This is a genomic window from candidate division WOR-3 bacterium (assembly GCA_039802005.1).
Taxonomy (GTDB): domain Bacteria; phylum Hydrothermota; class Tepidihabitantia; order SM23-42; family JAOAFX01; genus JAOAFX01.
Genome location: JBDRVV010000001.1, coordinates 24834 through 49496, shown reverse-complemented (window position 1 = coordinate 49496; position 24663 = coordinate 24834). Strand labels below are relative to the sequence as shown.

The 24663-nt window shown below is 38.6% G+C and carries 18 protein-coding genes; 13 read left to right on the top strand and 5 right to left on the bottom strand.

Annotated features, from left to right (window positions below; all coding sequences use genetic code 11):
* The 12 genes from ABIL69_00220 to ABIL69_00165 all read left to right on the top strand — a co-directional run bounded on the left by ABIL69_00220 (window position 1) and on the right by ABIL69_00165 (window position 12102).
* Window positions 1-1233: an Ig-like domain-containing protein gene (locus ABIL69_00220; protein ID MEO0122420.1), complete on the top strand. Its 1233-nt coding sequence runs from the start codon at window positions 1-3 to the stop codon at window positions 1231-1233.
* Window positions 1234-1305: 72 nt separating this feature from the next.
* Window positions 1306-1593: a MazG nucleotide pyrophosphohydrolase domain-containing protein gene (locus tag ABIL69_00215; protein ID MEO0122419.1), complete on the top strand. Its 288-nt coding sequence runs from the start codon at window positions 1306-1308 to the stop codon at window positions 1591-1593.
* A gap of 56 nt (window positions 1594-1649) precedes the next feature.
* A complete protein-coding gene (locus ABIL69_00210) occupies window positions 1650-2078 on the top strand; it encodes a four helix bundle protein (GenBank protein MEO0122418.1) in 429 nt (142 codons plus the stop codon).
* A 28-nt stretch (window positions 2079-2106) separates the two neighbouring features.
* On the top strand, window positions 2107-3183 hold the full coding sequence (locus ABIL69_00205; GenBank protein MEO0122417.1) for a DUF6754 domain-containing protein: 1077 nt from the start codon (window positions 2107-2109) through the stop codon (window positions 3181-3183).
* Between the two features lie 10 nt (window positions 3184-3193).
* Entirely contained in the window at window positions 3194-3853 is a 660-nt protein-coding gene (locus tag ABIL69_00200; GenBank protein MEO0122416.1) for a hypothetical protein, read from the top strand.
* Window positions 3850-4713 carry a hypothetical protein gene (locus ABIL69_00195; protein ID MEO0122415.1) on the top strand — a complete coding sequence of 288 codons (864 nt, stop codon included), beginning with the start codon at window positions 3850-3852 and terminating at the stop codon, window positions 4711-4713. The genes ABIL69_00200 and ABIL69_00195 overlap by 4 nt, the downstream gene beginning before the upstream one ends.
* Complete coding sequence (locus ABIL69_00190; GenBank protein ID MEO0122414.1) at window positions 4710-5351, top strand: hypothetical protein; 642 nt, start codon at window positions 4710-4712, stop codon at window positions 5349-5351. The genes ABIL69_00195 and ABIL69_00190 overlap by 4 nt, the downstream gene beginning before the upstream one ends.
* 266 nt (window positions 5352-5617) lie before the next feature.
* Window positions 5618-7735 carry a DUF6754 domain-containing protein gene (locus tag ABIL69_00185; protein MEO0122413.1) on the top strand — a complete coding sequence of 706 codons (2118 nt, stop codon included), beginning with the start codon at window positions 5618-5620 and terminating at the stop codon, window positions 7733-7735.
* 112 nt (window positions 7736-7847) lie between these two features.
* Window positions 7848-8528, top strand: coding sequence for a hypothetical protein (locus tag ABIL69_00180; GenBank protein MEO0122412.1), 681 nt, complete (start codon window positions 7848-7850; stop codon window positions 8526-8528).
* Window positions 8529-8581: 53 nt separating this feature from the next.
* On the top strand, window positions 8582-9454 hold the full coding sequence (locus ABIL69_00175; protein MEO0122411.1) for a hypothetical protein: 873 nt from the start codon (window positions 8582-8584) through the stop codon (window positions 9452-9454).
* Entirely contained in the window at window positions 9444-10064 is a 621-nt protein-coding gene (locus tag ABIL69_00170) for a hypothetical protein (GenBank protein MEO0122410.1), read from the top strand. Before ABIL69_00175 ends, ABIL69_00170 begins: the two co-directional genes overlap by 11 nt.
* 4 nt (window positions 10065-10068) lie before the next feature.
* Window positions 10069-12102 (top strand): glycosyltransferase family 39 protein, encoded by a 2034-nt coding sequence (locus tag ABIL69_00165; protein MEO0122409.1) that lies wholly within the window; start codon window positions 10069-10071, stop codon window positions 12100-12102.
* Between the two features lie 41 nt (window positions 12103-12143).
* On the opposite strand, the gene ABIL69_00160 is transcribed toward ABIL69_00165, so the two are convergent.
* The 5 genes from ABIL69_00160 to ABIL69_00140 form a co-directional block, all read right to left on the bottom strand.
* The gene (locus ABIL69_00160; GenBank protein ID MEO0122408.1) at window positions 12144-13748 is read right to left on the bottom strand and encodes a T9SS type A sorting domain-containing protein; all 1605 of its coding nucleotides are present in this window, start codon (window positions 13746-13748) and stop codon (window positions 12144-12146) included.
* Between the two features lie 101 nt (window positions 13749-13849).
* Window positions 13850-16498, bottom strand: coding sequence for a T9SS type A sorting domain-containing protein (locus ABIL69_00155; protein ID MEO0122407.1), 2649 nt, complete (start codon window positions 16496-16498; stop codon window positions 13850-13852).
* A 55-nt stretch (window positions 16499-16553) separates the two neighbouring features.
* The gene (locus ABIL69_00150) at window positions 16554-17666 is read right to left on the bottom strand and encodes a PorV/PorQ family protein (GenBank protein MEO0122406.1); all 1113 of its coding nucleotides are present in this window, start codon (window positions 17664-17666) and stop codon (window positions 16554-16556) included.
* A 9-nt stretch (window positions 17667-17675) separates the two neighbouring features.
* On the bottom strand, window positions 17676-20600 hold the full coding sequence (locus ABIL69_00145) for a hypothetical protein (protein ID MEO0122405.1): 2925 nt from the start codon (window positions 20598-20600) through the stop codon (window positions 17676-17678).
* A gap of 58 nt (window positions 20601-20658) precedes the next feature.
* Complete coding sequence (locus tag ABIL69_00140) at window positions 20659-23580, bottom strand: hypothetical protein (protein MEO0122404.1); 2922 nt, start codon at window positions 23578-23580, stop codon at window positions 20659-20661.
* Window positions 23581-23661: 81 nt separating this feature from the next.
* On the opposite strand from ABIL69_00140, the gene pfkA reads away from it, so the two are divergent.
* Window positions 23662-24633, top strand: a complete 972-nt coding sequence (gene pfkA / locus ABIL69_00135; protein MEO0122403.1) for a 6-phosphofructokinase — start codon at window positions 23662-23664, stop codon at window positions 24631-24633.
* Window positions 24634-24663: the final 30 nt, after the last annotated feature.

Genomic DNA, 24663 nt, shown 5'->3' with positions numbered 1-24663 from the left:
ATGAAAAAACTTTATATCCTCAGTCTAATTTTGTTAACAATGATTGCCTGCCAGAAGGCAGAGAATATTCTTTCACCAGACCCAGATATGCCACAGGGAATTGGCGCAGGAAATTTACCCACAGTGACGAGCATATCGCCTGCGAACTACACCCAGATGACCGATGAGAATGGAAGTACACCGGGAATTCAGGGTTTGATAACGGTGCATTTTTCTGATTATATGGATCCAGCAAGTGTAACGAAAAAGGATAACATAATCATACTTGATGTAAGAACAAACAGCACAATATCTGCGGATAAGATAACAGCCGAGTACTATCAGGAAATCAGAACGCTTTACATTTCAATTTCTGATGTTCCGGATTCAGGCTCATTCCTGCTCCGCCTCGTCTCTGGCTCTGAAGGAATGAAAAATCTTTACGGTTCACCCCTGGATGGAGATAATGATGATTTTGCTGATGGGACACCTTATGATGATTACCATTCTACCTTCTGGACTGCACCTCTCTCTGATACACTCGTTGCAACATTCCAGCCTACGATTGCAAGCTTCTCACCGGATACGGTTGCAATGAACAATACTACACCACAGATACAGATTGGATTCCCTGCAGTATCGCCTATGGATACAAATACACTAAACGCAAGTAACATAAAACTTACCCAGGAAGGCGGTGGGGCAATTACCCTGAATATAGTATCCCGCGACCCCTACGGCATTATCCTACAACCTGTCAATCCATTGACAACCGGAAAGAATTATACAATCACCGTCGTCTGCAAAAATATAAAGAGACTCGGAGATTCAAAGACACCTGCATATTTATTATGTCTTGATGGTGACAATGATGGTCCTGAAGAAGCAGAGCCAGACCTTGAGTCTTATTTCAGGGTTGATGATCCGAATAATCCACCAAGAGTCCAAAATGTTACAGCGATTGGTACAAGTGGCGTAATGATTACATTCTCAAGACTCATTGATAATGCCACAATCACTTCAAGCAATATATATGTATACGACAATACCGGTTATGTTCCTGGTGATATGAGGATATATACAAATAATGCTGGTGATAGAACAATAATTGACTATTACTTCAAGAGGACAATCGGTGGAGGTAGAAGGGTCTTCGTATCAAAAGAGGTTAAGGCGACAAATGGATATAACCTTGACGGCAATGGAAACGGCATCGGTGGCGAACCCTGGGATGATTATAAGGGTGCATTCTAAGGGTTGAAATTGACTAAAAATAGAAGGGAAGGGCATAAATGCCCTTCCCTTTTTTAATTATAGGGAGTGGGTATGGATTTAAATGAATACCAGAAACTCATTGAAAAGATATATTTTAAAAAGGACTCAAAAAGGGGTCTTGATAAGACCTTTAACTGGCTAATTGAAGAGATTGGTGAACTGGCAAGGGCAATTCGGAAAAAAGACAAAAAGATGATAAACGAAGAATTCGCAGATTGCCTTGCCTGGCTTTTGTCCGTGGGTTCAATTCTTGGAATTAATGCAGAAAAAGCGATGGAGAAGTATATCCGTGGTTGCCCTAAATGCAGAAGAAAAAATTGTATTTGCAGAGAAAAATAGACAATTTCGTTTGTCGGTTGCGAAAAGCGCAACGGTTTCGCTAAAAGGGAGTTGTAATGCGTAAAAAAATAAGAAGTTTTACAGACCTTGAGGTTTATCAGAATTCGTACAAAGCATCAGTAATCATTTTGACAGAAATTATTCCCAAAGTTCCCAAATGTGAGCAATTTGACCTTGTTGATCAGTTGCGCCGCTCAACTAAAGCAGTTCCGCGTCTAATTGCTGAAGGATTCGCAAAAAGACACCAACCCAAAGCCTTCCAGAAGTATCTTGATGATGCAGCTGGAGAAAGTAATGAAACTATCGTCTCTTTAAGTCATGTGCGTGATGTATACAAAATTCAACCTGAGTTAGTCAATGAACTCATTGATATTTACGATAAAATCTCTAGACAGTTATATAACCTTAGCGTTGTCTGGCAATCTTTTGGAACGCGAAAGAAGAAACCGTCAGAAGATCATGAAACGCATTTCGCAACCGATTGACGCTTAACAAAACCACAAAGGGGGTTTTATGTTTTTAATCCTATTATTTACCCTCTCCCCACCCGCTCAGGTGCGGGCTTATGATGCACCTGATGATGGCGGTGGTGTTTTAATAATAGAATGGCAGTTATCTCCGGATGATGCCATTATTGATGGTTATGAAATCTACCGGAGTGAGAATGGAGCGGATTTTGAAAAGATAGGTTTTATTGGCAAAAGCAGAAACTCAATTGATGACCAGACTGAAGATGGAAAGAAATATTATTATAAAATAGCAGCACTAAAGGATACATTGAGGGCATTTTCAGAAATATCTTCTCCAGCAACGAGCGCTCCCCAATGGATAGACCGCAATAAAATCAATATCATCATTGCCCTTATTATTCTCGGTGGCATAATTCTTTATTTCATTTCCCAGGCACGTAAAGGGAAGGAACTTTATATAAGAAAGATCTCCGGACTCCAGGCAGTTGATGAAGCGGTAGGCAGGGCAACTGAAATGGGAAAACCAATACTATATTGCCCTGGTATTGGCTATATTGAACAGATTGCAACGATTGCATCTTTAAATATCCTTGGCGAAGTCGCAAAAAAGACTGCCCAGTATAATACAAAGTTGATAAATCCCCATTATGACCCGATTGTTTATACTGTAGCAAGGGAAATTGTGAAAGAATCTTATACAAAGGTCGGCAGGCCTGATGCATTTGACCCGGAGAATATCTATTTTGTTACCGATTCCCAGTTTGCCTATGCGGCCGCACTTGATGGAATAATGTTGAGGGAAAGACCCGCAACAAACTTTCTCATTGGAACATTCTATGCTGAATCACTAATTCTTGCTGAGACCGGTGCCTCAACTGGTGCGATTCAGATCAGCGGAACTGATTCACTTGCCCAGTTGCCATTTCTTGTAACTGCCTGTGATTATACACTGATCGGTGAAGAACTCTATGCTGCAAGTGCCTATATCTCACGAGAACCACTCTTAATGGGTGCAATAAAGGGTGAAGACTGGGGAAAATTGATAATTGCCGGGCTTTTAATATGTGCCTCAATTATTGGATTATTAACAAAATTCCCGGTCTTGGCTCTATTTAAATAAAGGAGAAAATATGCAGAGAACATTTCCTTTAATACTCGTTTTTATCTTTGGAATTCTGGGTATAATTCCATTCATCGTTCCCCATCCTTCAGTCCAGCATACCGATGAATTTCTGCGTAATGATTTATTGAGAATCCTTGCTGCCTTTGCCCTTGTCTTAGGTTTGGGAAGTCTCCTGCGTGTCCATTTTGACAAAATCCAGCACCATAGGGAAAACTGGCAATACTCCTGGGTTCTTTTGATAACATTCTTTCTCACCTCAATAATTGGGCTCTTCGGCGGTGTTGCTGGTACCGGACCACTGCCTACAAAGATTGGTAATTTCCATTTTGATATTCAAACAATCTATCTCAATGTAGAAGTTCCGCTCGGTGCTACAATGTTTGCGCTACTTTCTTTCTTTATGGCATCTGCAGCATACCGCTCTTTCCGTGCCCGCTCAACCGAGGCAACCCTGCTTTTGCTCTCGGCGTTTATTGTAATGATTGGAATCCTTCCCCTCGGTAACCAGATTTCACCAAAACTTCCTTCTTTTGCCCAGTGGATAATGGATGTGCCGAATGTCGCCGGCAAACGGGGCATAGCATTCGGGATTGCCCTTGGTTCTCTTGCTACTGCATTAAAGATTCTTTTAGGTATTGAACGCTCCTGGCTTGGAGGTGGTGAATGAAGATATTTGATTTAATGTTGAAGATTGACCGAAGAATAATCTATCTTGTCCTGGCAGTAGTTGTGATATTACCCCTGGTGATTCCTTCTGCCCAGCATGTCCGGGTAATGCCACCAGTTGAGAAGTTATTCACTGCAGTTGATACAATCCATTCTGATAAAGTCTTAATGATTGACTTTGACTATGACCCGCAGACACAACCAGAATTGGAACCAATGGCACTGGCAATTTTGAGACATGCATTTAATAAACGAATCAAAGTCCTGGGATTGAGTCTCTATGTCCAGCCATTGGGACTTGCCAAGTCCGCATTTGACCAGGTCATTAGCGAATATAATTCAACTGCAAAAACTTATGAAGATAGTATAATATATGGAAGGGATTATGTCTTTTTGGGCTGGCAACCACCACCCCTTGTGCCTATACTTGGAATGGGTGAGAGTATTACGAATGTTTACAAAAAGGATTATTATGGAAATCAGACCGATACACTCCCCTTGATGAAGAAGATAAAAAATTATAATCAGGTAGAATTGTTGATATCAATAAGCAGTGGCGACCCTCCATTATGGTGGGTTGGTTATGCCCAGAATCGCTTCGGACTAAAGGTTGGCGTTGGCTGCACTGCGGTATCAGCGAGCGATTATTATCCTTATCTCCAGACCGGGCAATTCAGCGGACTGATGGTGGGAATGAAGGGTGCGGCAGAATATGAAGAACTTGTGGAATCGCGTTTAAATATCTATAAACGCCGAAAGGCAAGTGAGGCATTACCTTCACTTACCTATGCCCATCTTGTAATGATGGCTTTTATTATCATTGGTAATATTGGTTATTTCATAAAAAGGAGGCAGAAGTGAATATCTCATTAGACCCCTGGGTATGGATCAGTGCACTTCTAAGCCTTGCAATTTTTTCATTCCTTTACAAAGATAACCCATTTTATAAATTTGCCGAACATGTCTTTGTAGGTGCAGCAAATGGCTATGCAGTTACATTCTACTGGCACAATATCTTGGTTCCTTCACTCTTTGACCCATTATTCCGACAGGGTAAATTGCTTTATATCATCTCACTCATAATCGGTGTGCTATATTTCACACGCTTCATACCGAAGATCTCCTGGCTCGTGCGCATACCAATCGGCATTACCATTGGTTATTATACGGGTGCCTCAATCCCGGCAGGTATTCAGGCGAATATCATCAAACAGATTCAGGGAACAATTCTTACCAAAGAAAACTTTCTTGCCTGGCATGCCGGGAATGCAGGAATTATCTGGTCAATAATCTTATTTATTGGTGTGCTGTGCACGCTCTCATATTTCTACTTTTCTAAAGAACACAAAGGTGTGCTAAAGGTCACATCCCGCATCGGCATAATATTTATTATGATTGGCTTCGGCGCAGCATTCGGTTATACAGTTATGGCAAGGGTCTCTCTATTGATTGGCAGACTGCAATTCCTATTGGGTCCCTGGCTTGGTATAATAAAATAAATACCTAAAAGTCCAAAATACCTAAATACCTAAAAATATAATTGAGTAGGTTTGGGTTGGGACGCTGGTTTAAAGAAGTATAATTCAATTCTTTACTTGATTTTTCCAATATAATAAATATACTTAAGAGTCTGTCGGATAAATCCGACCACAGGGTTAAGTTTTTTTAAAGTTGTAGGGCAAGGCTTTAGCCTTGCATAAATAATTGCAAACCTAAAGGTTTGCCCTACATTGAAATATATTTAAAATTTTAAAAAGGGGTGTTTATGCTTAATAACATTTTTATAATAACTATGCTCTTGAATTTAAACCCACCTGAGAGTGTTAGAGCCTTGAAGATAATAAATCAAGATAGTATCAGCATTACAATCACCTGGGACATAAAGAAAGATATTGATGTAGATAGATTTGAAATCTACCGCTCAAAATATACGCTGTTAAAGACTGTCTTTCAGGATACTATCTTCATTGATAACAATATCAAGACTGATAATGAATATCTCTACGATATAGTTAAAAGAGAAAGAATGAAGGAATATAATCATCAGAAGAATTTTCTAAAAATTGTCTCAATCGGTTATCATATTATAAAAGATACAATTAATAAAAGTATTATTATAAAATGGAAAAGGCCAAACGATTTATACCTTGGCGAGACCTACGAAGTCTGGCGAACTGAAAAGAATGGTGATTATGAACTCATCGGCAGTGTGGATAAATATCAAAATAGTTTTCGTGATACAACGATGAAGGATGGGGTAAAATATTTTTATAAGGTCGCAGGGCTAAAAGATAACGAACGGATATTTTCAGAACCATCCGCCCCACTCTTTACGATTGGCACTCCCAAATTTGTATATGCCTATGATATTCCAAATGATGAAGGTGGGGGATTTAAGATAAACTGGGAACCATCTCCGAATTTTGATATGATAAAGAGTTATGCATTACTACGCCTTGCCTATGATTCTATTGCTGCTTTCAAGGATACCTTTTCTTACACCGATACAATTGTAAAAAAAGATATTGAATATCATTACTACATTGAAAAAAATTATCAGATTATAATGCCGGCAAAGATTGTTGCGGATTCAATAGGAATGACCGGCAGGGTAATAAAGATAGAGTGGAAACTGAACCCAAAAGTAGTGGGTCAGAATTATGACCTGACCCTTATTTATCGTGCTGAAAAAGATAGTGCTGAAAATTTCAAATATGTTGATTACACTGCACCGGATGAAGAAAAATTTCTTGATGGTACAGCCGAACCAGATAAAGAATATATTTATGAAGCAAGGGCAGTAAAAGGAGTCTCAATTCCATTCAAAATTGAAAAGGATACAATCATTGATGAAAAGAGGATGGTCTCTCTTTCGTGGAAAAAATCAAAAGAACCACCTGAATTTTTGGGCTATTATGTAATGCGGGCAGAAAAGGATAGCGGTAATTATGGTGTTTATGCAAGACTGGGGACACATGTAAACACCTTTCAAGATAGAGTTGGTATTTACAATGGAATACCTTATGCATATCGCATAGTCGCAATAACAAAAGAAGGAGAAAAAATTTCTTCTGAGACAACGCCTTATGTTATTGCCTCGCCCCAGTGGTTCCATACCGGTAGAATTAATGCCCTGATTGGTCTTGTCATCTTCATCTTTTTAGTCACATTTTTTATGGAATATACAAAAAAAGCTGGAAAAGATATCTTCGTGCGGCGCATCGCAGGATTGTCAGCAATTGATGAGGCAGTGGGTAGGGCAACCGAAATGGGAAGACCGATATTATATGTTCCTGGAACTTCTGATATCAGCGATGTTGCAACAATTGCCTCTTTAAATATCCTCAGTGAAGTTGCCAAAAAGACTGCTCAGTATAATACACCTTTAATAGTTCCAAACCGTGACCCAATTGTTTTTACTGTAGCACGGGAAGTTGTAAAAGAATCATATAATAAAGTGGGAAGGCCTGATGCATTCAATCCGGATAGTGTCTATTATGTAACCGATTCCCAGTTTGCTTATGCTGCAGCAGTGAGCGGAATAATGATAAGAGAAAAACCGGCAACAAATTTCTTAGTGGGTATGTTCTGGGCAGAATCCCTGATTATGGCAGAAAGCGGCGCATCAACCGGGGCAATACAGATTGCCGGGACTGATGCAGTTACACAGCTGCCGTTTTTTATAACTGCCTGTGATTATACACTTATTGGTGAAGAACTATATGCAGCGAGTGCATATATCTCAAGGAATCCGACACTCCTTGCCGCATTGAAGAGCCAGGATTATTGTAAACTTGTTATTGCAGGGATTATGATTATAGCAACATTCCTTGCATTACTGAAATTAGGGATTCCAGTATTTAATTTGTTTAACATACAATGAATAAGTTTAGTAAATTAACTAAATGGCTATACAGAAAGAAAAATATCCGTGTGAATCCGTTTCAATATTCGTTTAAATCGATGTTTCAGCCTCTGGCTGAAAAGGAGGTTTTATGCAGAGAACAATCCCTTTAATGATTGTTTTAATAATTGGCATTGCCATGCTTATCCAATTCTTCATTCCCCATAAAATATCCAAAGAAATCTATATGAACTTCCTGGACTGGCTTGGAATTATTGCCTCGTTTGCATTGGTCCTTGGACTCGGAAGTCTAATAAACCACCACATTGACAAGATTCAAAGAAAAAGGGAGCACTGGCAATATTCCTGGGTTACACTCATTTCTATATTGATTGTCGCAATCATTGGATTATTCGGTGGAATGGAAGGAAAGGGACCTTTACCAGTTCAACCACAGATTATGATAGGAAATAAATTAATTGTCATAAAATATTCAATCCAGACGATATATGACAATATAATCACACCCCTTGGTGGAACAATGTTTGCGCTATTAGCATTCTTTATGTCATCCGCAGCATATCGTGCATTCCGCGCAAGAACATTTGAAGCGACGCTCTTACTTATCGCAGCCTTTATCGTTATGGTTGGCGTTGTGCCGATTGGTTATTATATTTCTCCCAAACTTCCCCATCTTGCCCAGTGGATAATGGATGTGCCTAACACTGCATCAAAGAGGGGAATCCTCTTTGGTGTAGGACTTGGAGTCGCCGCCACATCATTAAAGATTATGCTCGGTATTGAAAGAAACTGGCTTGGGGGTGGGAAATGAAAAGCTGGTTAAATAATAATTGGTTAAATGGTTAAATAAAAAGGAGTATAGATATGAAGTTCTGGGAATATTTATTGAAGATTGATAGAAGGATTGTATTCCTGCTCGTTGGGCTATCGGTATTGATTCCCCTCATATTTCCTTTTCGCATAAAGACCAATGTAATGCCTTATACCCAGAAATTATTTGATGTCATTGAAGAGATTGACCCTGAAGCACAGGGAATTTTAATCTCGGCTGACTATGACCCCCAGACAATGCCCGAACTCCATCCGATGTTTATCGCCCTTTTACGACATGCCTTCGCACGGAAAATTCCTGTCCTCGTAATGACATCTTATATTCAGGGTCCAGGTCTTGCTAAACAAGGACTTGACCAGGTAACCAAAGAATTCAATAGCCAAGCAATGACCAATGCTGATTCCTTAATATACGGAAGGGATTATGTCTTTTTGGGATTTCCGCCTTTATGGCTTGCAGCAGTATTGAGAATGGGTTCTGATATCAGCCAGGCATTTCCCGCTGATTATTACAAAAATAGAACGGCCTCTCTTGAAATGATGAAGAAAATAAAAAATTATAATGACATTGGCATTATTGTTTCAATTGCAGGAAGCGCAATACCCCAATCCTGGGTCGTTTATGCAAACACAAGATTTGGGGTTAAGGTCGGTTCAGGTGCAACAGCAGTTACAGCCCCGGATTTTTATCCATTCCTACAGACCGGACAGATGAGTGGAATGATTGCAGGGTTAAAGGGTGCCTCTGAATATGAATACCTTGTGCACACAAAATATAATCTTACCGGTCCCACACCTGCGACAAAGGGAATGAGTTCTCAGTCAATTGCTCACCTTACGATACTTATTCTTGTTGTCATTGGCAATATTGGTTATTTTGCAACAAGGAGGACCCGTGAGTCATGACCCCTGGGTATGGATTGGTGCATTTTTGACGATTGGGATTCTCTCTTTTCTGTATAAAGAGAATCCATTTTATAGATTCTGTGAACATTTATTCGTTGGTGTTGCAAATGGCTATGCGATTGCCGTAACCTGGCATCTCATTTTGACACCAAGATTGATAATGCCCTTACAGGGCGGAAATTATCTTGTGTTAATTCCAATGATTATTGGCCTATTCTATTTCTGTAGATTCATCCCCAAATTATCCTGGCTTGTAAGAATTCCGATTGCAGTCGCATTGGGTTTTTCTTCAGGCGTAAGCATTCCCGCAATAATACAGGCAGATGTGATTAAACAAATCCAGGGTACAGTCGTCTATCCCCATTTATTTGCCAACTGGCAGCAGGGACTATGGGCGATTCTGATATTTATCGGTGTTCTTGCGACGATATTCTTTTTCTTCTTCTCAAGAGAGCACAAAGGTATTCTTAAGCCGGTTTCTTATGTCGGTATTATTTTTATTATGGTGGGTTTCGGCGCCTCCTTTGGTTATACCGTAATGGCACGGCTATCTTTATTAATTGGCAGATTACAATTTCTTTTTGGCACCTGGCTTGGACTGATTAAATAATACATTGCGATTAAACAAATCTATTTTTTTAATATTAGCAATCGCGTTATTCCTACGTCTGTTCCATTTTTATCAATTAAAAATAAACAACCCGATATTTAACATTCCCATTGTTGATTCCGCTGAATATGTGAAAGTTGCAGAATATATCCTTGATAAGAATTTTTTCGGACTTCCCAATTCTTACTATCATCCTCCTCTTTATTATTATTTTGTAGCATTCATACTAAAGATATTTAATCATTCAATAGATGCAATAAGGATATTACAGATACTTCTTGACCTTATGAGTCTATTAATAGTTTATTTTCTTGCCAAAAGATTATTCACAAATTCTATTGGATTAATTTCGGCATTTTTATATGCAGTTTATATACCAGTGATTCAAGCAAATTCTGAGATACTACCCTCTATATTAATCATATTCTTGCTAATTTTATCTGTATTGGGCTTAATAAAAATCTATGAAAATATAAAAAAACAACAGGAAAAGATTGCATGGTTATTAATCTCAGCAATCTCCTATGGATTTTTAATTATCACGTTCACAAATTTTTTAATCATTCTGCCTTTCATATTATTATGGCTTTATGCCTTGTTAAGAAAAACAAGGCCGATACTAAAAATAAAATATATTATAATATTTTTGTTCATCACTATTCTGCCTTCGTTTCTTGTCACCTTGCGTAATTATCTTCATTCAGGTGAATTAGTTTTAATATCATACAATGGTGGAATAAATTTTTATATTGGAAATAATCCCGACATAAATAAGACGGTTTCCATACAGCCAGGTTATCAATGGGATAGTTTAATGACAACGGCGTATATTTCTGAAAAGATAAGTAATTTCAGTGAAATGCAAAATTATTGGTATAAAAAGGCGCTGCAATTTATTATAAATAATCCCTTAAAATGGGCTAATATAACAATCAAAAAAGCAATATTGTTCTTTAATGCCTGGGAATTTCCACGTAATACCGACGAAGAATTTTTTAACAATTATTCAATAATCAGTAAATTCCCTTTTCTCAAATCAAATTTACTTTTTCCGATAAGCTTTGCTGGATTAATTTTTGTTATCTTTTCTCTGAAAAATGCAAAACAAAAAGAAGTTATTGTTTTAATAATTTTAATATCGTTAGGTTATGCCTTCACAATTATTTTAATATTTATTACTTCTCGTTATCGTTTACCTATAATCCCTTTTTTCTGTCTATTTGCAGGCTATCTAATTATCAAATTAATAGAGTCATTAAAACAGAAAAAATTAAAATCCGTATTTAAAATAATCATTTTCTTTATTATGTTAGTCTTATTCACCCAGATAAAATTCTTCAAAAACGAATATCCTTATGAAAAGCCAAAATCATTGGGCTATATCCAGATAAGCAGGGCACTTCTGGAAAATAATAAAATTACTGAAGCAAATAAATATTTAATTGCTGGACTACAATTACCACCTGATGAACTCACATATGAGTTATATTATATCGGCGGACTCTATTATAATAAACTAAACAAATTTGAAGAAGCAACTGAATATTTTAAAAAGGCTGTAGATTTAAATCTTTATTTCCATTATGCATACAATCAATTGGGGTATTTATATAAAAAAACCAAACAGATTGATAGTGCAATTTATTATCTCAAAATGGCAGTAGAAATTCCCCATGCAGATGCTATTGTTTATTTCAATCTTGCTGATTGCCATTTAATAAAAAATGAATTAGAAAATGCAATGGCAGTTTTCGAATCATATATTGAAAATAAACCTTCACCGAATCCCATTATTTATGAAGGATTGGCACGACTATATATTAAAAAACAAAATTATATAAATGCCATTGAAAATTTGAAAATGGCGATAAAATACCCACAAGGATACGAAATTACACCTGAAATATTCAACCTCATTGGGATTTGTTATATGAAATTGGGCGATTTAGAAAATGCAAAAAAATACTGGATTATGGGTTTGAGAAAAAACAGGAAATATCAGCCAATATTACAGAATTTAAAATTATTGAGTAAATAAAAAAGGGGGCAGAATGCCCCCTTTTTTATTTTTGTTCTCTCTTAGTGGGTGATAACGAGTTTGCCGGAGAGATTCTTGTTATCAGTCTTCAACACAACCACATAGGCACCGTTGGCAAGTTCGCGGGTATCAATTGTTGTAGTATAGAACCCAGCATTCTTATAACCCTGGTCAATCGTTCTAACAAGTCTACCATCCGCACTGTAAAGGGTAATGGATACATTGCCGGATTTTGGTAATGCATAGGAAATACCAGCCTGGCTACGAACTGGATTCGGTGCAATATTGAGTGCAAGTTTCTTTGGAGTCTCGGTCTTGTTCTCAGCAATACCAATTATTGGATTTCTACCAACATACCAACGTGAGGCTGCAGCAGTATTGCTCTGGATAAGGGCATAAAGATCATCCAATGGCGAAGATATAGAACAACCAAATGCAAAGAAAAATTGACCATTGCCAACTGGGTCGACTCTTTTGGCAATCTGCCAGAGACAATTATTATGGTCGGTTATATTCTGAGTAAGGTTTATTGGTGTAGCCCAGGTTGTTCCATTATCTATTGAATAGTTGTAATAGACATCCCAGAATGTGTTAGTACCTGTACCACCTCTCGCCTCACCAAATAAAACAACAACATAATTACCACCGGCAGCGACTGTAGGATAGAAATTCTCAGCGCCAGATGTTGTTACACCAACCTCAGTACAGGGTTGACCAGAGGCAGTTGAAACATAAACTTTACCAACGTAAGGATACTCGGCATCGCTACCATCAATTATATCAAACACAAGAATTGGATTTCCCGCATCAGTAACCGCCATCTGTCCCCAATAGAAAACATTCTGGGTGAATGGCTGTGGCCAGACCAAATTATATGTCTGGGTTGCACTCCAGTTGATACCATCGGTCGTGGTTTTGTAATAAACATTCAAATTATCGTCATACCAGAATACATAGGCAGTTCCACCATTGACATCAAACCCCCAGAAATAGGATGTTGCTGGTGCAACGGTTCCGCTGGCAAGTTGCTGGCTCAAATCGGTGTTGTAGGTTCTGTAGAGAATGTCATAACTCCCTGTAACGCCAATAAACAGGATATTTCCATTGGGGAGTTGATGACCATCGTTTTTATGGGTTCCTACATTCCCCGAGAGGTCGACCGGATTATCCCAGAGTGATGAGAACCAGCCGCCACTCTCATATTGCCCCATCATTGCTCCCCAGGCACCAGATATGAGGACCGGTGCTGAAATATGCGGTCCCTGTCCATCAACCGAAGCAATTGAATGTGGATACCTTGCACCACCAAGCTGTGCAGTATAGGCATTCTCATCGGTCCACGCACCACTGAATGTTTTATCATTCTGCCAGACATCAAGATTATTACCAACTGCAAAATTTCTGCAGACAAATTCAATATATTCGTCGGTTGGGTTATAGGCAAGACATTCCTGCTGTTGTGTCCACATACAATATTGATTCGCTGACGAATCTGCAACTACAATGTCTCTGGTTGTCATCACTGGTACAAACCTATCACACGAACCAGTCCCATCATCCATCTTTGCCTTATCAACATTTCCTGGCACTACAGTTGCCCAAACAAATATACACATTAGACCAATAAATGTTAATACTTTCTTCATTTTTCACTCCTTTCTTTTATAGCCATTTTAAAAAGATCTCACTGCCCATCATCGTGGGCTGTTAAACCATATTTTTTATTGATTTCTATCACCTCCTTTCTTTATTTTATTATAAGCATCTTACCTATCATCGTTTCTGCATCGGTCTTGACTCTGACAAAATATACACCCGATGCAATCCCGTCTGGTAACCACAGGAACTCATTTTTGCCTTTATTGAATCCTCCCTGATAAACTGTATTTAAAACCCTTCCTGAAATATCAAGAATTTCAATCTTACCCATAGACTCTCTTTCTACTGTGAATCTGATAATTACACTATTTTTCTGATTTACAGGCTGAGGCATTATTTTTAAAGAAGTAATTACAGACATTTGTTTATTTTCTTCAATCCCCACGATATCCTGTTTTATTATGAGCAACCCCGTGCTACCGTCTGGTAGATAAACCAACCCATTTCTCAGATAGACAGAATTTACCGTACTCATAGAGAGTATATAGCCAACCTCTGAAGGTGAAGATGGGTTTGAAACATTTATCACCCTTAATCCACCCAATGCCCCATCTGCTACAAATACATGGTTATTATAATACTGAATTCCTGTTGCTGAAGTTGGGGTATCAAGTGAACCTAAAAGGAGAAGGGTATCAGGGTTTGAGGCATCAAAGATCTTAATTCCTGGATTACCATCTGCAGCATAAAGATAGCTGCCGTGTTTTGCAACTCCGTATGTTACTCCATTCGTATCATAAAATCCAGTTTCAACTGGATTTGATGGTGTTGAAACATCTATTATCCTTACACCCTTTGTTGCATCGGCAACATAGGCGTAATTATTATCTACAACCACATCATAAGCAAAGCCGCTTGTATTAAATGTTCCCAATATCACAGGGTTAGCAGGATTCTGGACATCAACAATCACAAGCCCCTGGGAGCGTGCAGCCACATAAACCCTGCTGCCATTCACAAACAAGCCAAGAACATCATCACCCATTGCCAATTTTCCTACCTGAACAGGATTGGTTGGGTTTGAAAGAGATAAAATTCTCAAAGTGTCTTCACGATCCCCAATATAAAGATACTGAGATGTTCCGGCAATTGCATATGAATTTCCTGGTAAGGTTACTTTATTAACCGGTTCAGGAAGTGTAGAATCACTAATATCAACTATCTGCAAACCTCCTGTACCATCTGTGATATAAGCGTAATTACCGATTATAACAAGGTCATTTGCCCATACTGGTGTATCATAATGCCCAATAAGATTGACATTTGCTGAATGGTTCAATTCCACAACCCGAGACCTACCAAAACTACCATCTGCAGCGAGTCTTACATTACTGGCATTCATTGCCGAAATATTTACTCTTAAAGAACAGCTGAGTGTCGGGCAGGTCCAGATATATTTTCCAGTATTGGGTACATTGTTGGCGATTAAAGTCCAGCGCAAAGAATCATAACCATCCCCATCATTTCCCTTGGACCACCAGAGTTTTAGATAACTTATATCACTTCCGGTCGTATGCCAGCGAATCGCATATTTCAGGTTCTTAAACATTATAGGTAGATTATAAACATCGCCACCTCTTGGATAATCCAGAAAGACATTATTGGGATTTGAACCGCCGGGAACAAGACTTACTACATAATCATAAGAATAGACTCCGTTATAATATGTTCCGAGTGGCCACAATGGCTCATCATTACCCCATGTTGTATGAACAATTACGAATGTATCATTACTTGTAATCTCATATCCGACACCGGTGACCGAGTGATTTATATAATCACTCATCGGTGGATACCAGTACTGGAGCACATTCCAGTGGCATGGTCTCTGGGCATCTATCTCTGCCTTCAAATAAGAAAACACCCATTGATTCCAGTAACCACCTTGTGGAGAAGTCGTTGCACTGAAAGAATAACCATTATATGAATTCGCAACCGTTATCATTCCCGGAGCAATGCTACCGATATATGTACCGCCAGTAAGTGTATCTGTATTCATTGCCAGGGCAAGTTCACGATTGGTATTGGCACAATCATTCCATTCGTTTTCCGGTGTATCCCAGTGGGTATAGAAATGGTCAACAAGTTTGCCATAATTACGATAATCCCAATACCAGAACATCATCGAAGCAGCAGTGGGTGAGCAACCATAGACCCAATCAATAAATGGAACTGAATCAATATAATTACCCTGTCGGGTTACAAACTCATATGTATTCAAATACCGACTCCATTTTTCTCTCGTAATTTTTTCTAAAACTGGGTCGGCTTTGACTCTTACCATATCTTCACCGGTTCTGATTTGCGAATTTAAGACATTTATCAGGACCTTTTTATTATCTATCTCAAATCCTGCGTACTCTTCCCCCGGTCCAAAATAGTAATACTTCTTGAAGACAGGTTCGCCTTGAAAATTTTTTCTAACTTTTTCCAAGGCTTTATTATAAAATTTTTCGCAATGTGGACTTCCCTTATATACCTCACCTATCGGTGAAGTTGTGTATCTCGCCCCCATTATAACTGTAATCAAATCCTGTTCAGCATTCGCAAATGTTAAACCATAGGCATTTGGCTGTTCATCAACACCATAATATGGAATTACACTGTAAAGAATATATCCAGTGCCATATCTCTGGTTTACAAACCTGCTGGCGATATCCTGTATCTTATCTATTTGGATAAAATCAGATGCCAGCAATAACCCTGTAATGCCTAACAATACAAATAACTTCTTCATTATCCACCTCTTTTTAAGGGGTGGGGTTCAATATTGAACCCCACCCCTTTGATTTTTAGAATCCAAAGAGCAGTCCGATACGATGCGTATGACTGAGCACTCCCTTATTCATATAAGCATAGTCAATCCGCATTTCACGAGCACCCATCTTGAGATTGAAACCAACACCAGCGGTCAGATTATTCAGTAGCCACTCGGTATTATCACCCCATTTTGGATATGTATATTTTTCTGCGGTTGAATCATAGACTGGCTCAGCACCGGTCATCGCCTTCATATAATCAAAATTCAGGTACATCTTGTAGCCAGTTCTTAAGAAAAGGGTATTCAAGTAGCCGTATTCAAGTCCTAAATTTATTGTTTCGTAATTATCATTGGGATGGTTTAAATCAAGGGCAACGGTAAGACGCTGGGCTTCGGTCTCTAAAGGATTCATTGCAATACCAAATCTGAATATCAATGGTAGCGGGAATGGCGTTGTTTTTACTGTGATAGGGATCTTTTCGTAATCAAGTGGAGAATCAGGGAATGGATCATATGAACGGTCAAGGTTCCTACCACCAAAATTTATATCCGCGCCGAAATTAGCCATTGATGCCGCAATCTTCAAACCCTTAAAACCAGTATTGTAATGGATCCCAAAGTCAGTGGCAATTCCCGATGCCGACATATCCCAGATCATTTCCTGGACCGCCTTTATTGTAGCGCCAGCAGCAAGACGGTCTGTAAACATTCTTCCAAATGAAATTCCAAGGGCAAAATCAGAGGCATTGAAGTATGTTCCAGTACCCGTATCTTCACGTACTGTCTTTGTATTCGGGTCATCAACTGTAGTATATTCCATCTTGCCCATTGTCAATGCGGTGAGGCTGAAACCGAGGGTTCCCATATTTGATAGTGGAAGTGCAACCGCAAGATAATCGTGTTTTATATCCGCAATCCATTCGTTATGCTGGAGTGCAAACTGACGACCATTCAGAATGCCCAGTCCTGCAGGATTCCAGTATGTTGCTGAGGCATCATCGGAGATCGCCACAAATGCCTCGCCCATTGCTGACCCGCGTCCAACACTGATTTTCAAAAATTGGGCACCTGATGTCCCGAGTTTTGCAAAATCTGCAAACAGGGGAATTGATAATATAAGGATTATCGCAAGATACCTTTTCATTTTTACCTCCTATCGGATGACTACAAATTTACCGGTCTGTTGACCAACCTTGGAATCAACATGGAAGACATATACACCACTCGCCACTAACTGCCGATTATCCGTCAATAAATCCCACCACTCATCACCACCAGCATCTCCTAAAACCGAACCCACCGTCGCCTTGTGCACTATCGTCTTCACTAAATCACCATTCAAGGTAAATATCCGTATCACACACTCCGAAGGCAAATTGATAAACCGCAACCGCCGAATCAACGACGACTGCTGCCACTCATTGTGAATCAAATACGGATTCGGCACCACCTTCACATTCAACGCTAATGTAGAATCTTGCACCATCCTCGCCGGCGTAGAATTGATAGAAAACCAGGCACCAAACGGCGCAGGCGCATACTTAGCATCCGCACGCACAATCCAAACATCACTCTCCGATGGACGCGGATGACCCGGCCTCATCCAGGTCTTACTGATACCAAACTTACCACTGCAAATATATAACGCCCTCGTACCCTGCGACGCCGTATTGGAATACACTAAAGTATCACTGGAAAAATTCATCGAACGAAAACACCAACCATCCGCTAAACTATCCGTCGCCGGAGTCTCTAAATAAGGCCTGTACGGAATCGTATCCCCAGTAAACATATCTATCACCACCACCGTATTCACCTCGCCAGAAGGATCCTTCTTCTTCCATATCACCTTGAAATCATTACCCCGATACGCCCAATTGATCGCACGACCCGCAGCCGTCGCATCCAAACGAATCAACGAATCCGGATAGGTACCAGACTCCTTCTCCACCGCACTGAATATCACCACACTACCCTTAATCTTATTCTTGATAAACCACGGCGTCACACTCACACCATTGAACTCCTTAAACTCATAAAAATAACTATGCGCAAAGGTATCCAAAGGCATCACCACACTGAAACTATCCACCTTCACCGAATCCTTATCCCGCAAATACGCCGTATACTGCGGCTCACTACCCACACGCACAATCGGACCAAACTCTAAATACTGCGGATCCTCTTTCATATTCAACGGATACACAACCCGCGCCCCAACATTCGCAATCAATCGCGGATTACCACTCAATAACGCACCACTAACACTACCCGACTGATAATCCACCGGATCACGCCGCGGCACCGCCACCACACCCGTCAAACCACTCTCAAAATAAATCGGACGCGGACCCTGAACCTTCACCGTATCATAAATGTATATCCACTTGGAATCAGGCGCATACCATAACGAATCCTTCACAAAAACCGAATCAAAATAATCCTTCACATAATTGTAATCAAACGAAGTCACCGCATAATAATAACCAAAACCATTACGCACATCCGTATCCACATAACTATGCACCAAACCCACATCCGTCGCCGTAAGCGCAATTGAATCCGGAGCATTCGGATCCTTAAAGGTTATCCCATTAGATAAATCAAACGAGGCAAGCAGACTCCAGGTCCCGGTCTTGCCCGTCGGACTCTTCCAGACCCGATAACCTTCAAAATCGTATTTCTTATAGTAGGGATCATAGTTCGGCGAAGAAGGATTGCTCACCACATCATAATAGGGGTCAGGCGTAGTCTCCGAAGAATTGTCCCAGACCAGCGTAATCTTTGCATCACCCGGCACACAGGTCAATTTCGGCGGCGGTGGCGGACCAGGAAGTAACCAGTTCATATCAAAGAAAAATTGTAGCCAATGATCAATCATTACAATTTCTGTATCCGGCATTGAATGATTTTCTGGATCCCAGGGAGTGATCATCAGTCCGATTCTCATAACTACCGTTGAATCTGGCATGAGATTAAACGGTCCGCTTGACATTAAAAATCTCTGGTCATCAGGCAATGGGATTATTGTATCATAAGGGCAATATTCCATTGTTTTATAATTGTATCCAGCAAGGGTGAGATAACGCTCATTGTCTTTATTCGGTTCAAGATTCAATGTGAATCTTTTATATGAAGTCATACCCATTTGAGGGATTTCAGATGGATCGCGCCAGTCCGGCACTTTATCATTATCTACATCCCATTTTGTCACTGGGAGATTATTTACATAGTATGCACTATCCCTTTCGTGTTGATCAAAAATGCTATCTAAGTCTTTATCAAAACCAGGCTTAAGATCAAAAGGTGTTTGGAGCAGATCAAAACCAATAACACCGGGATGACCAATCCACCCGGGTTCTAAAACATTCTGCCACTGGAATGCGAGATTATCAATAAAGAATGTATCATTGCCTATCACATACTGCCTTTCTCTAAATCCATAGCATATATCATTAGCATTAATTCCCGATTCATTTCCTATATCACAATCACTACAGAATCCTATATAGAGATCATCTATCGGATTATGAAGGACATTTTTTATCTCAAAGGTTAAAAATATCATACTGCTTAACAAACCTATATCCCAGGCATATACTGTTTGATAAACCTCAATACCAATCGGTTTTGAATCGCCGGCAACATGATAGGTGATATCACAATCATTATAACAGCACCAGGAGTCCTGTTGGGAAAATGATTTTTGAACTGCCATAGGAAAAATGTTTTTTGGTGGGGGCCAAATATCTGGATATAAATAAATTTTTGCCTCTGGTGCATATGGAGTCTGATGATATAACCCTGGAGCAAATTCAACCTCTCCTCCATGAGGGCCATAACCAATAGTCACCATTGTGTCATGGGTAATTGTGTCTAAGGCGCCAACCCAGAGCCCTGCGCCATAAATATAATTTTGTTCGGAACCTTTGGGCCAAAAACAAGGATTTCCTACGATACCATAGTTCGTTATACCGAACTCAATAGCATTGATATTATGAATTTTGCTATCCCATACCCGGCAACAATTCAAGATAACTTGATTATATTGAACAACAAAAAGGATTAACATAAGCATAGCTCCTCCAGTATGATTATACCTTTAGAACGTGAAATTTTTGTGAAATTTTATTTGTTTACTGGGAAAGTTTAGAAATTTTCTCAAACATAATTCTGTATTTGTCGTCCATTTCAATCACCCAATTGTCATACCAGGTTCGGGCAAACCCTTCTTTATAAATATTTAAAAATCTACGATATTGTTTTTCACTCAGTCTTCCTTTTGTTTTATATTCTTCAACAAGGGAGTCTATCTCATCAATATCGGAATAAACAAATAAATGGGGCGTAAGTTGATAATAGCCAGTACGGACCAAAATCGGTTCTTCAACGCCATAATTTTTTAATGCCTTTCTGATATAGTACACCGCCTTTCTCAAACTATCATATCCTTTTTTCAGCCCCGCCTTATGCCAGAAGGTTTCTATTAATTTATCCTGAGCCAAATCTTTATTTTTATTAAACAACAGATAAAAAAATAATTTCTTTGCCTTCTCCGTTTTCCACTCACCATCCTGAATCCTCTCGCCATTTATTTCTAATGTTGGTATACCAAAGAAGGACACCTTTAGCACACTGAACACCCTGTATTTTTTCAAACAGGAGTATAAATAACTTGTTTTGACTTTATATTTTACCATCAAATCCACCAGCCCGGGTTCCTCCTTCAACAATTTCACCAATAGGTAGTCATAATCCATTCTCTCTGCCATATTAATCAGTTTCTTCAGAAGTCTAACTGCTTCAAGAACCTTATTCAGCCTTTGGAAAACTGAACATAATTTTACTTGGATAAAAAATCTTTCTAATGGAAGGTTATATTTTTTGCTGAGTTTTATCCCGCCATTTGCTATAATTTCTGCTTCGCCGTATTGCTCTTTTGCAATTTTCAGCAAAGTCTCAGTATACATAATATGTATCTTTTCTGAATCTGTTCCTTTCGTTAATTTCTGCATCCTGTCAAATATTTTTTCTGCCTCGGTCAAATTTTCTTTCTTTATTTCTATCTTGCATAATTCAATTAATGTCGTAACAATTAACCAAGGGATTTTTATCTGTTTATAAAATTCAAGCGCCTTTAAGAAAAACTCCTTCGCCTTTTTTAAATCATCTTTCTCAATATACAATAAACCATATCCGCGCTGGATATTCGCTGTTGACCAGGGGTCATTAAAAATTTTACAAATATTTGAACCATTTTCAAGTATATTTTCTGCAATGTTCTTGTGCCCTAACAAAAGTGAAATCCTTGCTCCATTATAGAATGCCGCACCACAACCTAAGGAAAAGTGGTCTTTCAAGAGATTGATCGCGGGAATAATCTTCTCATAAGCATTTTCAAGATTCCCCAATTTAAATTCATTCATTGCCCAGTTGTTTAATACGCTCGTCTTAAGTTCTTGAAAGTTGTGTTTTTCAGCAATAATGAATGCTTCCTTAAAAAGTTTCTTTGCCAGATAAAGTCTCTTGCCTCCAATCGCATTATTTATCGCACCAAGGGAATTAAGTGCAGAAGCCCTTAATAAATTAAGTCTTTTAGGACATTTTTTTATAAGTTTCGTAAGGTATTTTATCGCCAGATTCAAGTTCCCTTCGTTAATAAGAACCCCTGATAATGAATACATTATTTCCGACTTTAACTCCTTTAAATTCTTGCTCAATTTCAATGCCTTATTTAGAATCTCTTTTGCCTTTTCTTGATTACCAAGGTAGCCCAATGCATCACCATAATATTTTAGTACACGGGGATTTTTGTTTAATAAATCAATTGGTATTTTTTCTACTGATGAAACGATCGTTGTATATTTTCCCTGCTTAAACATATCTTTTCCCACACCTTCAATAATCTTTATCGCAGCAGTCCAATTTTCTGCAAGCAGATAATATTTTAATGCCTCCTCATAATTTTGCTTCTTATAATATTCCGCGATTAGATTATATATCTCTTTTTTTCTATCTTCGTTTATAAATCTGCTTTTCAGAAATTCCTGATATAAAGAATGAAATCTGTAATTACCATCAGGTAGAGAAAAAACAAATGCATTTTTTTGCACAAGTTCTTCAAGTATTTTTTGACAATCGTCTCTTCCGGTCACTGCCGTACAGATTTCCTGGTTTAAATTATCAAGTAATGCACAATCAATGAGAAATTGCTGATGTTCAGTTTTCTCATTTTTAAAAATTTCTAATGCGAAATAATCAAATATATCTTCGGTAATCTTTTCATAATTTTTCTGTAGTTTTGCAAAAAATGAATCAATATTTATATTGGATACGGTTTCATAAGATTGTAACATCAAACCGAGGCATGCAGGCCAACCTTCTGAATGTTCATATAACCATTCAATTTGGCTGGGATTAAGTTTTAAATTAAAAATCGACTGAAATAATGCTTGGATTTCTTCCTTGGTAAACCGGAAAAGTTCTGTATTCACTTCAAACATTTCATCTTTTGATTTTAACTGGGTAAATGAAAGAGGAAGATTGCTACGCGATGAAAGAATAATATGTAATTTCTTTGGCATATTTTGTAGGAAAAAAGATATAATATCATCAATTGTTGATGGACTTTCAAGGTTATGATAATCATCAAAAATCAAATATGTATCATTACTTATTTTCTTTATCATTTCATTAATGAAGGTTCCTAAAACAATGCCAGCCATATTTGGTGGAAGATTGAAAAATTGACTTAATTTATATAAATTTTTCCCAAAATCAGGATGAATGTTTTCTATTCCCGCAATCAAATGTGATAAAAATATTGAAGGATCACCATCTTCTTTCCTTAGTTGATAATATACATACGGCACTTTTGTTGCATTGATGAATTGAGTTATCAGGGTTGTTTTCCCATAGCCTGCACCAGCGCAGATAAAAATAAGTTTTTTATGCATATTTTGATAAAGGAGGCGGATGAGTCTATCCCTGTAGAGTGTTCTCGGGTTTACCTCAGGAAGTTGTAGTTTGGTCAGTAACACAAATTTTTCCTCACCCATAATACAAGTATAAATAAATAGAAATATTTGTCAAGGATAAAAATTTTATTGACATTTACTATGAATGTGTTATAATACATTATGAAAAGAAGAATTGGTGTTCTGACCAGTGGCGGTGATGCACCGGGTATGAATGCCGCAATCCGGGCGATTGTCCGCACTGCACTTTATAAAGGATATGAAGTTCTGGGGATAAAACACGGCTATAAGGGATTAATTAATAACGATATGATAAGATTAGATCACTATGCTGTAGCGAATATTATACAGCGTGGAGGTACCATTATCGGCACTGCACGGTGTGATGAATTTGAGACTGATAAAGGGATGAAGAAGGCAAAGAAAATTATCGAACAGAATAAAATAGATTGTGTTATCGTGATAGGTGGCGATGGAACAATGCGCGGGGCAAAGGCATTTTCTGAAAAGTTCGGAATGAATCTCATTGGACTTCCGGGGACGATTGATAACGATCTTTATGGCACAGATTTTACCATTGGTTTTGATACGGCTGTGAATAGTGCACTTGAGGCAGTCGACCGCATAAGAGATACTGCCTCATCTTTGGAAAGGGTATTCTTTATTGAGGTGATGGGGCGATACGCAGGTTTCATTAGCTTGGCAGTTGGGCTTGCAGGAGGTGCTGAGGATGTAATCATTCCTGAGACCCCAACCGATATTGAAGAGATTGCCCGAACAATCCAAAATAATATTAAAAAAGGAAAAAAATCAAATATTATCATCGTTGCCGAGGGTGATGAAGCAGGAAACGCCTTGACGATTGCAAAGAAAGTCAAGAAATTGACCGGCGAAGATTATCGTGTTGCGGTGTTGGGTTATATCCAGCGTGGTGGGACGCCGACCGCGAATGATAGAATCCTTGCCTCAAAACTTGGCTATTATGCGGTTGAAGCACTGGAGAATGATAGGTATGGAGTTATGGTCGGAGAAATTGAAGGCAAAATTGTATATACACCATTTGAAGATACCTATTCAATAAAAAAACCAGTTGAAGACTATATATACAAGATGATAAAAATCTTATCAGGCTAAATAAAAATCAACATTTTTTGCCAGGCAGAA

What these genes read in the sequence shown, in the direction of transcription:
- ABIL69_00175 (MEO0122411.1), top strand. Translation starts at nt 8,582, where the DNA reads ATGAAGTTCTGGGAATATTTATTGAAGATTGATAGAAGGATTGTATTC.
- ABIL69_00210 (MEO0122418.1), top strand. Translation starts at nt 1,650, where the DNA reads ATGCGTAAAAAAATAAGAAGTTTTACAGACCTTGAGGTTTATCAGAAT.
- ABIL69_00145 (MEO0122405.1), bottom strand. Translation starts at nt 20,600, where the DNA reads ATGCTTATGTTAATCCTTTTTGTTGTTCAATATAATCAAGTTATCTTG.
- ABIL69_00155 (MEO0122407.1), bottom strand. Translation starts at nt 16,498, where the DNA reads ATGAAGAAGTTATTTGTATTGTTAGGCATTACAGGGTTATTGCTGGCA.
- ABIL69_00140 (MEO0122404.1), bottom strand. Translation starts at nt 23,580, where the DNA reads ATGGGTGAGGAAAAATTTGTGTTACTGACCAAACTACAACTTCCTGAG.
- ABIL69_00200 (MEO0122416.1), top strand. Translation starts at nt 3,194, where the DNA reads ATGCAGAGAACATTTCCTTTAATACTCGTTTTTATCTTTGGAATTCTG.
- ABIL69_00205 (MEO0122417.1), top strand. Translation starts at nt 2,107, where the DNA reads ATGTTTTTAATCCTATTATTTACCCTCTCCCCACCCGCTCAGGTGCGG.
- ABIL69_00180 (MEO0122412.1), top strand. Translation starts at nt 7,848, where the DNA reads ATGCAGAGAACAATCCCTTTAATGATTGTTTTAATAATTGGCATTGCC.
- ABIL69_00195 (MEO0122415.1), top strand. Translation starts at nt 3,850, where the DNA reads ATGAAGATATTTGATTTAATGTTGAAGATTGACCGAAGAATAATCTAT.
- ABIL69_00220 (MEO0122420.1), top strand. Translation starts at nt 1, where the DNA reads ATGAAAAAACTTTATATCCTCAGTCTAATTTTGTTAACAATGATTGCC.
- pfkA (MEO0122403.1), top strand. Translation starts at nt 23,662, where the DNA reads ATGAAAAGAAGAATTGGTGTTCTGACCAGTGGCGGTGATGCACCGGGT.
- ABIL69_00150 (MEO0122406.1), bottom strand. Translation starts at nt 17,666, where the DNA reads ATGAAAAGGTATCTTGCGATAATCCTTATATTATCAATTCCCCTGTTT.
- ABIL69_00160 (MEO0122408.1), bottom strand. Translation starts at nt 13,748, where the DNA reads ATGAAGAAAGTATTAACATTTATTGGTCTAATGTGTATATTTGTTTGG.
- ABIL69_00215 (MEO0122419.1), top strand. Translation starts at nt 1,306, where the DNA reads ATGGATTTAAATGAATACCAGAAACTCATTGAAAAGATATATTTTAAA.
- ABIL69_00185 (MEO0122413.1), top strand. Translation starts at nt 5,618, where the DNA reads ATGCTTAATAACATTTTTATAATAACTATGCTCTTGAATTTAAACCCA.